The organism is Oceanotoga teriensis (assembly GCF_003148465.1).
GTDB classification, from domain to species: Bacteria; Thermotogota; Thermotogae; order Petrotogales; family Petrotogaceae; genus Oceanotoga; species Oceanotoga teriensis.
In genome coordinates this window covers 1-14,513 of record NZ_QGGI01000032.1, presented here as the reverse complement: position 1 = coordinate 14,513, position 14,513 = coordinate 1, and the positions used below count along the sequence as shown (strand labels likewise).

The 14,513-nt window shown below is 24.2% G+C and carries 13 protein-coding genes; 7 read left to right on the top strand and 6 right to left on the bottom strand.

Going from position 1 to position 14,513, the window contains the following annotated elements:
- The first annotated feature begins 125 nt into the window (after window positions 1-125).
- Both C7380_RS13035 and C7380_RS13030 read left to right on the top strand, forming a co-directional pair.
- Window positions 126-956, top strand: a complete 831-nt coding sequence (locus C7380_RS13035; RefSeq protein WP_109606635.1) for an ABC transporter permease — start codon at window positions 126-128, stop codon at window positions 954-956.
- 55 nt (window positions 957-1,011) lie between these two features.
- Window positions 1,012-1,332 (top strand): putative heavy metal-binding protein, encoded by a 321-nt coding sequence (locus tag C7380_RS13030; RefSeq protein WP_109606633.1) that lies wholly within the window; start codon window positions 1,012-1,014, stop codon window positions 1,330-1,332.
- Between the two features lie 47 nt (window positions 1,333-1,379).
- Here the strand turns inward: C7380_RS13030 and C7380_RS13025 are convergent, their stop codons facing one another.
- The 3 genes from C7380_RS13025 to C7380_RS13015 all read right to left on the bottom strand — a co-directional run bounded on the left by C7380_RS13025 (window position 1,380) and on the right by C7380_RS13015 (window position 5,841).
- Window positions 1,380-3,668: a methyl-accepting chemotaxis protein gene (locus C7380_RS13025; RefSeq protein ID WP_158274916.1), complete on the bottom strand. Its 2,289-nt coding sequence runs from the start codon at window positions 3,666-3,668 to the stop codon at window positions 1,380-1,382.
- Between the two features lie 240 nt (window positions 3,669-3,908).
- A complete protein-coding gene (locus C7380_RS13020) occupies window positions 3,909-4,718 on the bottom strand; it encodes a DUF92 domain-containing protein (protein WP_109606628.1) in 810 nt (269 codons plus the stop codon).
- Window positions 4,719-5,214: 496 nt separating this feature from the next.
- Entirely contained in the window at window positions 5,215-5,841 is a 627-nt protein-coding gene (locus tag C7380_RS13015) for a flavodoxin family protein (protein WP_109606626.1), read from the bottom strand.
- Between the two features lie 233 nt (window positions 5,842-6,074).
- Here C7380_RS13015 and C7380_RS13010 point away from each other — a divergent pair, with 233 nt between their 5' ends.
- Window positions 6,075-8,009, top strand: coding sequence for a methyl-accepting chemotaxis protein (locus C7380_RS13010; protein WP_109606624.1), 1,935 nt, complete (start codon window positions 6,075-6,077; stop codon window positions 8,007-8,009).
- A 132-nt stretch (window positions 8,010-8,141) separates the two neighbouring features.
- Window positions 8,142-8,987 carry a GNAT family N-acetyltransferase gene (locus C7380_RS13005; RefSeq protein ID WP_109606622.1) on the top strand — a complete coding sequence of 282 codons (846 nt, stop codon included), beginning with the start codon at window positions 8,142-8,144 and terminating at the stop codon, window positions 8,985-8,987.
- A 17-nt stretch (window positions 8,988-9,004) separates the two neighbouring features.
- On the opposite strand, the gene C7380_RS13000 is transcribed toward C7380_RS13005, so the two are convergent.
- Complete coding sequence (locus tag C7380_RS13000) at window positions 9,005-9,802, bottom strand: class I SAM-dependent methyltransferase (RefSeq protein WP_109606620.1); 798 nt, start codon at window positions 9,800-9,802, stop codon at window positions 9,005-9,007.
- Window positions 9,803-9,831: 29 nt separating this feature from the next.
- Window positions 9,832-10,302, bottom strand: a complete 471-nt coding sequence (locus C7380_RS12995; protein ID WP_109606618.1) for a flavodoxin domain-containing protein — start codon at window positions 10,300-10,302, stop codon at window positions 9,832-9,834.
- Between the two features lie 262 nt (window positions 10,303-10,564).
- On the opposite strand from C7380_RS12995, the gene nuoE reads away from it, so the two are divergent.
- From nuoE to C7380_RS12980, 3 genes are read left to right on the top strand one after another with little or no spacing between them, the layout of a single operon-like run.
- A complete protein-coding gene (nuoE, locus tag C7380_RS12990; RefSeq protein ID WP_109606616.1) occupies window positions 10,565-10,984 on the top strand; it encodes an NADH-quinone oxidoreductase subunit NuoE in 420 nt (139 codons plus the stop codon).
- A gap of 11 nt (window positions 10,985-10,995) precedes the next feature.
- A complete protein-coding gene (locus tag C7380_RS12985) occupies window positions 10,996-12,210 on the top strand; it encodes a complex I 51 kDa subunit family protein (RefSeq protein WP_109606614.1) in 1,215 nt (404 codons plus the stop codon).
- Window positions 12,194-13,909, top strand: coding sequence for an NADH-dependent [FeFe] hydrogenase, group A6 (locus C7380_RS12980; RefSeq protein WP_109606612.1), 1,716 nt, complete (start codon window positions 12,194-12,196; stop codon window positions 13,907-13,909). Before C7380_RS12985 ends, C7380_RS12980 begins: the two co-directional genes overlap by 17 nt.
- Before the next feature lie 48 nt (window positions 13,910-13,957).
- Here the strand turns inward: C7380_RS12980 and C7380_RS12975 are convergent, their stop codons facing one another.
- Entirely contained in the window at window positions 13,958-14,305 is a 348-nt protein-coding gene (locus C7380_RS12975) for a TIGR04076 family protein (protein ID WP_109606611.1), read from the bottom strand.
- Between the last annotated feature and the right edge of the window lie 208 nt (window positions 14,306-14,513).

Genomic DNA, 14,513 nt, shown 5'->3' with positions numbered 1-14,513 from the left:
TAACAATTTAATTATAACCTATGGAGGTAAATATCCCTTTTAACATCGTTTAAAATTACTTTAAATAAACGTTTTTAGAATTTAGAAAGATACTAGATATTAAAAATATAGGAGGTATATAAAATATGAATAATATTAAATATATTCTTAATGTATACAAAGCAAGATTTATAATATCATTAAAAATATATATAAGATATCCTATAAATTTTTTAATGAATTTTTTTATGCCTATAATGTGGATAGCTCCATTTTATTTTATGGGAAAAGGATTCACTAAAAATGGAAATCTTCCAGGATTTGAATATTATGCAGGAAACTCAGATTATATTGGATTTATAGTAGTTGGATATATAATATCTTCAATACTAATATCAACATTGTGGGGGATGGGTTTTTCAATTAAAGAAGAAATGCAACAAGGCGTTTTAGAATCTAATTGGTCAGCTCCAATAAACAAAATTCATTTAATAGTAGGAAAAAGTTTATACAATTACTTTATAACTTTTTTAGAAATAGTCATAACTATAATAGTATGTCACTTTGCATTCAATTTCAATATTAATGGAAATATGTTAAAAGCAATATTAATAATAATAATATCTATAATAGGTTTTTATGGATTAGGTATAATAATAGCAAGTTTAGTATTATTAGCCAAAAATGCAAATCCTATAATTGATATGTCAAATTCATTAATAAGCGGATTATCAGGTAGCTTTTTCCCCATAAAAGTATTTCCAAAAGGAATCTTATTTATATCATTATTAATACCTTTAACTTATGTATATGATACAACAAGATATTTTTTAATATCTCAAAAATCTTTATTCAATATAAAATTTGAAATAATAATATTAATAATAACTTCTTTATTACTTTTAATAATTGGAAATATTGTATTTAAAAAAATAGAAACAAAATGTTTAGAAGAAGGAAGATTATCTGGACATTAAATAAAAAAAAATAATGTATAATATTAATAATCCAATTGAAAGGGAGGGGCTAATTATGATAGTCACAACAACAAATTCTATTGATGGGAAAAAAATTATAGAGTATAAAGGTATAGTATTTGGCGAAGTAGTATCGGGTGTGAATTTTTTAAAAGACTTTGCTGCTGGATTAAGAGATTTTTTTGGTGGAAGATCTGGATCTTATGAAGGGGAATTAATAAGGGCAAGAGAAGATGCTATAAGAGAAATGGAAGCAAGAGCTTCACAACTCGGTGCAAATGCTGTAGTTGGAGTTGATATTGATTATGAAGTTTTAGGACAAGGTGGAAATATGTTAATGGTTACAGCTTCTGGCACGGCAGTTTATTGCGAATAATAAAAATAATTATAAAAATCCCCAATCATAAAAGATTGGGGATTTCTTTACAATTTATTTATCATATTCTTTATACCATTTTGGAGTTTTTCAGAAATATTTTTTAATTCATTCATTAAAATATTCAAATCTCTACCTTTATTAATTTCTTTAGCTTTTTTATGAAGCTCTTCATGCAATCTCAAGATTTCTTCCCATTCTTTTTCATACTCTTTTCTACATTTTACTATTTTTGAAAAAATACCAAAACTACATCTATTATGATCACTTTCAACTTCTATTTCTTCCCCTTCTATTATTTTTTGAAATGATTTAACCCATTTTTCATGAGCTTTTAAAGCCTTTTCAAACTCTCTTTTTTTCATATGATTATCAAATATATCAAAAGAAGATAACATCGAAATTAGATCTCCAACATTTTTTATAGTATTATCCGAAATATCTACTAAATATTCACTATCCTCAAGCATAATATCATTATTATCAAGAATTTCTTTAATACTATTTCTTATTTCATCAACCTTATCAGATGAATTTCGCATATTAGCACTTATCTCTTCAGCCGTTGCATTTGTTTCTTCAGTACTTGCAGAAAAATTCTCAACTATTTCATTCAAATCATTCATTTTCACATTCATATTTTCAAATTTCTGAAGAATCGATTTAGTTTCTGTCTCTGTGTTTTTTATCAACTCTGCAGTATCTTTATTAGAAACATTGGTTTTCTTAGATATTTCTACTAAATCTTTAATTATATTTGATATATTCTCAGTTGCTCTTTTACTTTCCTCAGCAAGACTTCTTATTTCATCTGCCACAACAGCAAATCCTTTTCCTGCTTCTCCAGCACGAGCTGCTTCTATTGCAGCATTCAATGCAAGTAAATTTGTTTGTTCTGTAATACTATCAATAGTTTCTAATATTTGCCTTATTCTTACAGAACTTTTCATCAAAATATCTGAATTTTCCATTGAAAGTTCCGATTTTTCAACAGCTGTAAAGAGCATTTCACTCATTTTTTCAATGGCCCTTACACCTTCATCAGAATTTTTAGATATATCATTAGAAATTTCACTAAGCCCTTGAGCCGATACTGCCTGTGAATCACTTGCAGTTGATAAATCTTGAACACTTTCATTAACCTGATGAATTCTTTCGGAAGTATCAATAGTATTTTCATTTATTAATGAAATCTTTTCTCTACTTTTAATTAAATTATTTTGACTTTTTTTAGAACTCCTTGTAAGAGTCGAACTTAAACTTCCCAAACCTTGTGCAAATTGTGTAATTCTTATCATTGATTTTCCAAGCTCATCAACAGATCTTTGAAGTGAAGAAGCTATTATTTTAAATTCATCATCATATTTCATATCCTCAAAATTAATTATCATATTACCCCTTGAAAACTCATCAACATTATTTTTTAAAAAATTTATCTGTTTAATTATTTTTTTAGAAATAATAAAAGAAAATATAACTATTATACCTAAAGCAATAAAACTTATAATTCCAGAATAAAAAATGGTATTCTTTTTAACCTCAACAATATTAGAATAATCTATTTTAGACCCTATATATCCTATTATTTCATCAGAAAAATCTCTTAGTGGAAGCATTACAAAAATATTATTTTTATCAACTTCATAATAATAAGGTTCTTCTTCTGATTTTATATACTGCTCATGGTTCAAAAACAAATCTATATCATAATTTTTATTTTCATAAATAATAAATCCTTCTGTCATATCACTTTTAAACACTTTAATAAATGAATCTCCTTCTACTTTATTCAGAAAAGTAGAATCAATGGCAAGACCCAATTCAGCCGTCCCAACATAATTATCTTCATAATAAACGGGTCTAACATATCTAAAACCAAGTCCCGCGACTCCAACTTCAAATCCTGAAACTGATTTCTTATTCTTTTCAACTTGAACTATAGTTTTACGAAATCCACTCAGATCATCCCCAAATTTTTCAGGTTTATGAAGTCGTAAAAAAGATCTAGCATTTTCATGAAATTGAAATTGAGCTATATTATTTTCGCTCAAAGTATTCCAAGAATCTTTTAAAATGTTCAAAAGATTATCTCTATCTTTTTCATAAAAAGATTTTAAAACTTTTTCATCAGCTAAAATAGAATCAAGAGTTCTTTTTAAAGACTCTTCAATATTATTAGATTCTGAATTAAAAGAAAAATCTATTTGTTTTATAAAATTTTCATTTTGAAAATCATATAATTTATTTTCAAAAAACAAAAAAATAATTATCACAAATATAAAACCTAAAACGACAAAAAGAGGTATAAACACACTTAACTTTGTTCTTATCTTCATATTTTTCGCCCCTTTTATATAATTATAGTTATATCGTATAACGATTATACAATGATAGTACATATTTGTCAATTATATTATACAACAAACGCTCAAATATTACAAATTAAACAAATTAATTACCAAAACAAATATAATAAGTTATTAAAACATTACTTAAAATGATATAAAAAAAGTCTGTAAAAATAAAATATGATACTTCTAAAGAAGTATCATATTAAATACATAATCATAAGATTTCTATAAAAAGTTATATACAAAAACACTCAAAAAACTAACAAAAGAAGTACTTAAAAGATTTACCATATTATTATCAAAAAAAGCATATCCTTTAACAAGTTTATTCTTTTTACCATTTGAAAATTCTTTTTCGGTATAAACTCCCATAGAATCTATATACAAACTTTGAAAAAGAATTCCCAATAAACTATCTAAAAAAGAGCCTATAAAACCACCAAAAGTAATTATTAAAAACATTTTTACAATTTCAAGAACTAAAAAATTTTTAAAAATTATAATATATCCAATCATAAATACAATACCAATAAAAAAAGAACCTATAAATGAAAAAAATAATCCTGTTAAAGTTACTCCTCCAGAAATACCTCTTTGCATTTTTTTTAATGTAAGTATATTTATTGGATCATGAGAACTTAAAACTCCAAGCTCTGAAGCCCATGTATCAGAATTAGCCGCGGCAAAAAAAACTCCATAAGCGACAAGAAACATATTATTTTTACTATAAAAATATAATATAGAATATATAATAGCAGGTAATGAATTGACTAAGACTTGTGTATAATCTCTTTTGGATGTTTTTTTATATAGTTTTTCAAAATCATTTTTTATATCTTTTTTAAATTTTGTAATTAAAGAAGAAGATACAAAAAAAGAAATCATAATTATAGAAAGATAAAATCCCCCAAATGTATATATCAAAGTCCCTACAAAAATTGCACATAAAGAACCGCTAAAAGTAAGCGAATTACTTTTATAAGCAATAATAGCTATGATAGAACTAAAAAATAGTCCAATAAAAAAATTCAACATAAATACACCTCTAAGAATATTTTATAAACTCTTTTAAATTCTCTCACATAATTATTTAATCTTTATATCAAAAAACTAAAAAAGTATTTAACCTTATTTATAACAAAAAAATAATTCTATTTATGAATGAAATATGTTCTAATTATTAATCAGGTGAACTTCATATTTTTCACAAAATTAACCTAAAAAGTTATTATAAACCCTTGACATAGACTTAACCTCATTATATATAATTTAAATGACTAAATAATACTTAAAAAAAATTAAAACATCATTATTATTAATATAATAATATATTTTTGACAGTCGTTTAATTTTATCCAAAATACTTTGGCATTTGGCAGGAGGTGTATGTCTTATGTTAAAAAGAAATAGAGTAGAATCTTATTCTGAATTGATTAACAAAATAGACAAAGAAGAAATGAAACATGTTTTCGAAGAAATGTTAAGAAGAATATAAAAGCTAATAAATAAAAGGGAGATTAAATTCTCCCTTTTATTTTATAAAATTTGTTATTATTTTTTTCTCTGCTTCTGGTTCTTTAACAGAAGATAATTCAAAATTTTTCAAAGTCCATATCATATTTTTTGCAAGAACTTTTATAATTTGTAATCCTTCAAGATCTTTATTTATATCTCCTGAATTTGTGCCGTATATAACATTCCAATAATTTGAACTTGGCACTATCATTTCCGAATAATTTATATAATTATAAAGTTGATTCAAAGCTGTCATCCCACCAGTTCTTCTTGTCACAACTAATGCAGAACCTACCTTATGTCTGAAAATATTTTTATTTGCTGTAGAAACATAAAAAACTCTATCTAAAAAAGATTTCATAGTTCCTGTAATTCCAGAAAAATGAACTGGTGAAGCTAATATTATCCCATCAGACTCTTTAATTTTTTGAATATATGTATTAACTTCATCATCAAAGACACATTTTTCATCTTTTGTCTTAAAACATGTTCCACATGAAATACAACCTCTAATAACTTTAGTTCCTATATTAACTATTTCAGTTTCTATACCATGTTTATTCAATTCATCAAAAAATATATTCAATACCTGATAGGTATTGCCTTTTAAATTAGGACTACCATTAAATCCAATTACTTTCATAATAAAACCTCCCATCTCATACAATTATAATATTAAAAATAAAAAATAATCATTAAAAAAAAATATATTTAATGTAAAGTCTCTTAATATACTTTACATTAATCATTTAATAGATATTTTTGATTAATTTTTTGTTATGGTTACTTACAAAAATAATTAACAGTAATTATTTAAGGTATAATATTTAAAGGCTTCAATATATTTTTTATTGTATATTTTATGGAGGGATTTTGATGAGTATTAACAAGAAAATTATTATATATTTTATTATTTTAGTACTACCAATATTTTTATTAATATTTTTTAATAATTTTAATCAATTGAAAGAAAAAAAAGATTTTTTGTCAGAAAACATGATCGAAAGTAATCTATTAATAAAGAATAATTTTGAAACTTATATATCAAATTATAAAACTATAGTAGATTTTTTATCAAAAAACATTAATTTGAAACAATCAATTGATGATAATACATACAAAAAATTTGCCAATAATTTATTAACGGATTATAAAAATTCTGATCCTAACATTTATTCTATAACTTATATACTTTCAGATAATACTAATATATCTGTACCAGAAGATACTAATAATATTGAAAATATAAAAAATACTATTTATAAAAAAACTATAAAAGATGAAGAAAATGTCTCCATATCTTCACCATACGTTTTATCAAATTATAAAACTATAATCTCAATATCAAAACCTGTAAAAAACAATAATAATATAGTGGGAATTATTTCTATAAATATAGATTTATCTTTATTAGAAAAAAATATTATTCCATACTTAAAAAATAACATCAATGTTTTTATAACGGATTCAAAAAATAATAAAATAATTTCCACGGAAAAAAACATAGATATAAATTTATTCGATGATAAAAATAACAAATCTAATTTTTTAATCACAAAAGATAATCAAAATACTTATATATTAACTAATTCAAAAATCACAAATTGGAATTTTTATACTTATATGAATATAAAAAATTCTTTTAAAGATGTCAGAATTAATTTTTTTACAAATTTAACATCAAATTTAATAATACTTATAGTAATGATATTTATAATATCATTTTTCATAAAAAAACAAATAATGATGCCTTTAAAAAATATCAGCCATACCATAAACGAATATAGTAAAGGCAATTTAACTAAAGAATACGAAATAAATAGCAAAGATGAAATCGGAATAATATCAAAAAGTTTAAATACTTTAAGGTATGATTATAAAAGATTTATAGAATTATTTAAAAATTCTGCTTTTCTTCTCGAATTTAATTCTAAAAATTTAAAAACACATACAGATAACTTAGATATATTTTCAAATTCTTTAAAAAGTAGTGTAGAAGAAATCTCTAATAATTCTGAAAATGTTTCAGCAAATGTAGAAGAAGTAAATTCTGGTATAGAAGAAATAACAGCTTCGGCAAACGCTATATCAAATGAAACAGGAGAATTAAAAAAAATAGCTATAAATACTGCTAAATCATCAAATGATGGAAAAGAAAATTTAAATTCAATAAAAGAAATGATTAAAGATTCATTAAAAGAATTCGAAATAACAAAATCGAATTCAGATAATTTAAAAAATAAAACTAATAATGTAGAATCAATAGTTGATAGTATAAGTTCTATAACACAACAAACAAACTTATTAGCTTTAAATGCCGCAATAGAAGCTGCACGTGCTGGAGAAGCAGGAAAAGGTTTTGCTGTTGTAGCATCAGAAATAAGAAATCTGGCAGAAGAATCAAACAAAGCTACTGAAGAAATCTCTAATATACTAAATGAACTTAAAAAAACTTCTGAAAAAGTAAATTTTTCAACAAATAATGCTTTAAATTCATTAAATGAAGTAAATCAAAAAATGTTAACTACGATAGAAAACTTCAAGACAATAGATATATTAATAAATTCTATGGAATTAAAAATAGAAAAATTAAATGAAAATTCTGAAAATCAAAGCTATTCTACAAGTGAAATAAGCTCTTCTATGGATAGTGTAACTCATTCTATAACAGAAATAGTAGATAAATTAAATGCTTTACTAAAAATATCAGATCAACAATTGAACATAAAAAATGAAATCTTTGAAACTTCCACAGGACTTCATAACTTATCAGATAGTCTTAATTTACAAGTTGAACATTTTAAAATATAAAAAAGATAGAGTATATAAAATATATACTCTATCTTTAAAAATATATGTTATAATTATCACAGAATTAACTTATAAAAAAAGTTTAAAAAAAATCAAAATATCCTTATAAAATAAAATTTTGGAGGATTAAATATGAAAATTATAAGACATAATAATGCAAAAGACTTTTATACTAAAGTAAAAAAGCACCTTATAAAATATGAAGCTTTAAACAATCTTCCTATAGGAATAATCTTATCTGCTTTTGAAAAAAGTTTTTATGATGATCAAATATTTGCATATATAGAAAATAATTCAAAAATTGAAATTATACTAATAAAAACTATTGATAGATTAGTTTTATATTCAGAAAATCCGCCTACAGAACAAAGTTGTTCTATATTATCAGACTTTTTAATAGATGAAGATTTTTTAATAAGTGGTGTAATCGGTCCTTCTTCTGTCATAAAACCATTTAATAAAATTTGGCAAAGAAAAAAAAATTGTTCTATTAAACTAACTATGAATCAAGGAATATATAAACTTCAAAAATTAAACCATATTGAAATATCTGAAGGTAACTTAAGATTAGCTGAAAAAAATGATATAAACACAATATCTAAGTGGATCATTGACTTTTCTGAAGAAGCTTTAGAAAAAATAACTCATAAAAAAGCTTATGAATTAGCAGAAAATAGTATAGATAATAAAAGACTTTTTTTATGGGAGTACAAAAACAATCCAGTTTCAATGGCAAAAAAAACAAGGCCCACAGAAAATGGCTATGCAATAAACCTCGTATACACTCCTAAAAAATTTAGAAATCAAGGGTTTGCTTCTTCATGTGTATCAAAATTAAGCGAAAAAATATTAAATGAAGGATATAAATTTACTTCACTATATACAGATATGTCAAATAAAACTTCAAATGGTATATATAAAAAAATAGGTTATAAATACATAGGCGATTCAGTTGTGTTTGATTTTATATATAAGTAATAGTTATATATTAACTATTACTTTTTTTTACCTATATAAAGCATGTGTTCACTGGAAGCCCAAGTTAAAGGATCTGTTGATGTCTTATATATAATATCAATCCACTTTTCAAATGTACTTTCATCAAGATTGTTTAATTTTTCTTCCTGTAAAGCTGATAAACCTTCAATAGCAGTCAATTTTAATTCATTTATTAAGAATAAATCCATAAAAGGTCTTATATCATGTGGATTTATAAAATATGCATCAGTAAATCCTAAATTGAGATCATCAGATATATTTTTTCCATCTTTTAAATAATTCAACAAATCTTCTGAAGTCTTTATGTTTTCCGGATATTTTTTCAAGCAATCTATTATAGGAGCATATGAACTTATAAATGAAACAAATAAAATCCCTCCTCTTTTAAGAACTCTCAAAGATTCATTTATAGACTCTCTCCTATTTTCAACTTCCATTATATGATACATAGGCCCCATATTCAAAACTACATCATAACTTTCATCTTCTATCATATTCAAATTTATTGCATCTGTATTTATAAATTTTTCAATTTCAACATTGAAATGTTCAGCTTTTTTCTTGGCAAAAATCAAATTATTTTCGGATATATCAACACATGTAACTTTATGACCTAATTGAGATAAATAGATACTATACCTTCCCGGACCAGATCCAATATCTAAAATTCTTGAATTATTCTTAATATATTTTTTCATGTTTCTTTTAGTAATTTCAAATTCAATCTTATGTTTATCGAGTCTCATCCATTCTTTTTCTACAAAATCATCATAATATTTTCTTATTTTTTTCATATTATCCCCCTCATATCAAAAACATAAGATTATATTATTTTTTTAATCACTTTTTCTATATTATCTTTTCTTATATTTTCAACAGATTCATTAACTTTTGCAACTTTTTTTATTATAAATTTTTCAAAGAAATTCATCTTATTAAAATCATAGCAATATCCTGCATACTCTATCATATCTATTTTATCTAAATTATTTCTTATATTATTTTCTACAAACTCTTGAAATTTTTCTTCAAATCCAGAAACAACTAAAAAATAAATTTTTTGTTCAGAATTTTTATTAAGTAAAAGATTTTCAGAAAACTTAATAAATTCTTTATTCATAGTACCTGCATAAACAGAAGATATCAATATAATATTTTCATAATCATTTTGATTGATTTCTAAACCTTTTTTTATTTTTTCAATTTGTATTTCTGTATCAACACTATCTTTTATATAATTCGCAATTTTTTCACCAGTTCCTTTTTTACTCGAATAAATTATTAAAGATTTCATATTATCCCTCCAAATTCATATCTATTATTTTATATTTTTAATAAAAAATAAATAATCATACCCATTATTTATTATACACTAAAAAAATAAAATAAAACTTCTTTTTTGTGAATTATTACTCATCTTAATATAAAAAACATTTAAAAGTAATAAAAAATTAATTTTATCCTCTTATAATTAAAATAAATTATTTAATAATTTATTAACATTTTATTATTCTTGTTATAAAATTCTCAAATGAAATTTAAAAGGGGGTGAAATTATGCAGTCTTTTTATGAAATTGAATTAATAGAAGAACTTCATAATCTTCAAGATACTTACGGTTATATTCCAGAAGAAGATATAATAAGAGTAGCAAAAAAACATGAAATACCTAAAGCCCATTTATATGGAATTATAAGTTTTTATTCTATGTTTTATTTAAAACCAACAGGTAAATATATAATAAGAATTTGTGATAGTGTTTCATGCAGAATTAAAGACTCAAAAAACATCTTAAAAACTATAAAAAATTATTTAAAAATCGATGAAGGAGAAACAACTGAAGATAAAAAATTTACTCTTGAAGTTGTAGAATGTTTAGGTCATTGTGGGGAAGGACCTGTTATGTCTATAAATGGACATTATTATAAGTATCTAACTAAAGATAAAGTTTTAGAAATACTAAAATCTTTAAATTAGGAAGTGATACTATGGAAAAAATCTTTTTAAAATCTGATATCAATTTAAAATATGAAAATTACCCTTTTGAAGGATTAAAAAAATCTTTAAAAATTTTACCTGATGATGTAGTAAAAAAAATAAAAAAATCTACCCTAAAAGGTAGGGGAGGAGCAGGATTTCCAACGGGTTTAAAATGGGAATTTTCAAATAAAATTGATTCTGACATAAAAATTGTAATATGTAACGGAGATGAAGGAGAACCTGGAACTTTTAAAGATAGATATTTGATGGAAAATATGCCGTTTAAAGTAATTGAAGGTATATTAATATGTGGATATGCAACAAAATCAAGATATGGTTATATTTACATAAGAGGAGAATATGATCTTGCAATAAAAAAAATAAAAAGAACTATAGAAAAAATGTATAAAAATAACTTAATTGGTAATAATATACTTGGAAGTAATTTTTCTTTTGATTTAAAAGTAATACGTGGTGCTGGGGCTTATGTATGTGGAGATGAAACATCATTAATAAATTCAATTGAAGGTAAAAGAGGTATATCAAGAATTAAACCGCCCTTACCTATAAATAAAGGATTATATGATAAACCAACCGTTGTAAATAATGTTGAAACACTTTGCACATGTGCCGAAATAATGAAATATGAAAATGATATTTTTTTAGAAATGGGAACCTCAAATAGCAGAGGAACTAAATTAGTATCTGTAAGTGGTGATATATACGAAAGTGGTGTATATGAAGTTGAATTCGGTAAAAATACTATAAACGACATAATAAAAATGTGTGGTGGCATAATAGGAAAAGAAATAGGAATGATTATTCCAGGTGGAATTGCAACCGAATGTTTAATAAAAGAAGAATTAAACACTTTATATACCTATGAAGATTTAGAAAAAATAGGTAGTTCAATAGGTTCAGGTGGAATGATAATAATAAATAATGAGAAAAATATTTTTGAAATACTCAAAAATGTTTCCGATTTTTTCAAAAATGAAACTTGTGGAACTTGTTTCCCTTGTAGAGAAGGAAATAAAAATATAAATATAATATTAGAAAATTCTATAAAAAATAATACCATATCTAAAGAAAAAATTGAAATAATAAGTGAAATAAAGCAAGCAATAGGTTTAGCTTCAAGATGTGGTTTTGGTCAATCTTCTGTCAATTTAATTTTATCCATTTTAAATAAGAAGGTGAAAAATCATGAGTATCAACATTAAAATAAATAATAGATCTTATACCTTCAATGATAAAATAACAATTTTACAAGCTGCAAAAAAAGCAAATATAAAAATTCCAACTTTATGTTTTAATGAAAAATTAGCTCCTTATGGAAGTTGTCGATTATGTTCAGTTGAAGTTGAAAATAAAAAAAATCTAATGCCTGCTTGTGTTACTTTAATTGAAGATGGAATGAATATAAAAACTCATTCTAAAAAAGTAAGGCATGTAAGAAAAGTAATAATGGAACTAATAATTGCTTCACATGATATAAATTGTAGTTCAAATTGTTTAAACTGTTCAAGAGCTAATTCATGCGAAATAAGAAAAATATCAGATGAAATAGGTATAAGAGAAATTAGAATACCTCCTATAAACAAAAAACAACCTGTAGATAAAAGTAGTTTTTCAATAATAAGAGATCCACAAAAATGTATAATTTGCAATAGATGTGTTAGGAAATGTTCTGAAATTCAAAATATAAATATATTAACAATAGCTAATAGAGGACCAGAAACCCATGTGACAACTTTTATGGATAAAGGAATGGGAAATGTTGAATGCACAAATTGTGGTCAATGTATATTAGAATGTCCTACTGGTGCTTTACATGAAGTATATCATATAGATCAAGTTTGGGAGGCAATAGAATCTAATCAGTACTTTACAATAGTTCAAACAGCTCCTGCAGTAAGAGTAGCCATTTCAGAAGAATTTAATGAAAAATCAGGAAAAATTTCTCCTTATCAGATGGTTGAAGGATTAAAATTACTCGGATTTGATAAAGTTTTTGATACAAATTTTGCAGCTGATTTAACAATAATGGAAGAAGGATATGAGTTTATAGACCGTTTAAAAAACGAAAAAGACCTTCCATTAATGACTTCTTGTAGCCCTGGATGGATAAAATTCGTAGAACATAATTATCCCGAATTCATAAAAAATCTTTCTTCATGTAAATCTCCACAACAAATGTTTGGAGCAATAGCAAAAACATATTTTGCAGAAAAAAATGATATTTCGAAAGATAAAATAAAAGTTATTTCTATAATGCCTTGTACTGCAAAAAAATATGAGATGCAGAGAAAAGAAATGATAAATGATGTAGATTATGTTCTAACTACAAGAGAATTGGCAAAAATGTTTAAACATGCTGGTATAGATCTATGTAATTTAAAAGAATCTCTTTATGATGAACCGCTTGGAGAATCTTCAGGTGCTGCAGTAATATTTGGAGCAAGCGGAGGAGTTATGGAAGCTGCACTTAGAACCTCTTATGAAGTAATAACTGGATTAGAACTCGAAAAAATAGATTTTCATGATTTAAGAGGTATTAAAGGCATTAAAGAAGCCGAAGTAAAAATTGCAAATAAAAATATAAAAATAGCCATCGTAAATGGACTTGGAAATGCCAGAACTATTTTAGAAAAAATAAAAAATGGTGAAAAACAATATCATTTTATAGAATTCATGGCTTGTCCAGGAGGCTGTATAGGTGGCGGTGGCCAGCCAATTCCAACAGATGAGAATACTTTAATTGAAAGAATGACTGCGATTTATGATATAGACAAAAATAGTGAATACAGAAAATCTCATGAAAACCCTTCAATAAAAAAACTTTATAAGGAATATTTAGATCATCCGAATAGCGAAAAATCTCATGAATTATTACATACACATTATACTTCAAGATCTTAATTATAAAATCAGACTAAAATTAAAAACTTTAGTCTGATGTCTTTTTATTTAATCAAAAAAATTACCTGTATAAAAATTTTCATTATCAAGTTTTTTTGCAGTCATTTTAAATATAACATTACCATCTGGGCAAACAATATTTTTACTATATTTACTATTTCCACCGATATTTATTAAATCGCCACCACTTCTGACTGCTTCCATAATAGGAAACATAATAGTCATTACTTTTGAACAAATACCTTGACCATTTGAGTTTACAGGACAACCATATGTACAAGTATATATATCACCAATTTCTTCACCATTTCTACAATATCTCTCTGTTTTATTTCCACGTAAAAAACCTATTACTTCAATTTCCCATTCATATTCTTCATCATACCATTTTTTCATAATCCATCTCCTTAAAAATATTATGTTTTTAAAAGATTTTATAATTTCCTTTATAAATATTATACTGTAATATTCTTATATTATATGATATTATATTAATATATTTATATATTGGAGTGATAAAAATGCCAGATATGTTAGTAAAGCTATACAATCTTGAAGAAAAAAAAGAATATAAAGATGAGTTATTAAAAAAAGGAATAATGAT

Excerpts from the sequence above, each read along its gene's own strand:
- nuoE (WP_109606616.1), top strand. The coding sequence starts at position 10,565 with ATGCAGTCTTTTTATGAAATTGAATTAATAGAAGAACTTCATAATCTT.
- C7380_RS13025 (WP_158274916.1), bottom strand. The coding sequence starts at position 3,668 with ATGAAGATAAGAACAAAGTTAAGTGTGTTTATACCTCTTTTTGTCGTT.
- C7380_RS13000 (WP_109606620.1), bottom strand. The coding sequence starts at position 9,802 with ATGAAAAAAATAAGAAAATATTATGATGATTTTGTAGAAAAAGAATGG.
- C7380_RS12985 (WP_109606614.1), top strand. The coding sequence starts at position 10,996 with ATGGAAAAAATCTTTTTAAAATCTGATATCAATTTAAAATATGAAAAT.
- C7380_RS13010 (WP_109606624.1), top strand. The coding sequence starts at position 6,075 with ATGAGTATTAACAAGAAAATTATTATATATTTTATTATTTTAGTACTA.
- C7380_RS13005 (WP_109606622.1), top strand. The coding sequence starts at position 8,142 with ATGAAAATTATAAGACATAATAATGCAAAAGACTTTTATACTAAAGTA.
- C7380_RS13020 (WP_109606628.1), bottom strand. The coding sequence starts at position 4,718 with ATGTTGAATTTTTTTATTGGACTATTTTTTAGTTCTATCATAGCTATT.
- C7380_RS13035 (WP_109606635.1), top strand. The coding sequence starts at position 126 with ATGAATAATATTAAATATATTCTTAATGTATACAAAGCAAGATTTATA.
- C7380_RS13015 (WP_109606626.1), bottom strand. The coding sequence starts at position 5,841 with ATGAAAGTAATTGGATTTAATGGTAGTCCTAATTTAAAAGGCAATACC.
- C7380_RS12975 (WP_109606611.1), bottom strand. The coding sequence starts at position 14,305 with ATGAAAAAATGGTATGATGAAGAATATGAATGGGAAATTGAAGTAATA.
- C7380_RS12995 (WP_109606618.1), bottom strand. The coding sequence starts at position 10,302 with ATGAAATCTTTAATAATTTATTCGAGTAAAAAAGGAACTGGTGAAAAA.
- C7380_RS13030 (WP_109606633.1), top strand. The coding sequence starts at position 1,012 with ATGATAGTCACAACAACAAATTCTATTGATGGGAAAAAAATTATAGAG.
- C7380_RS12980 (WP_109606612.1), top strand. The coding sequence starts at position 12,194 with ATGAGTATCAACATTAAAATAAATAATAGATCTTATACCTTCAATGAT.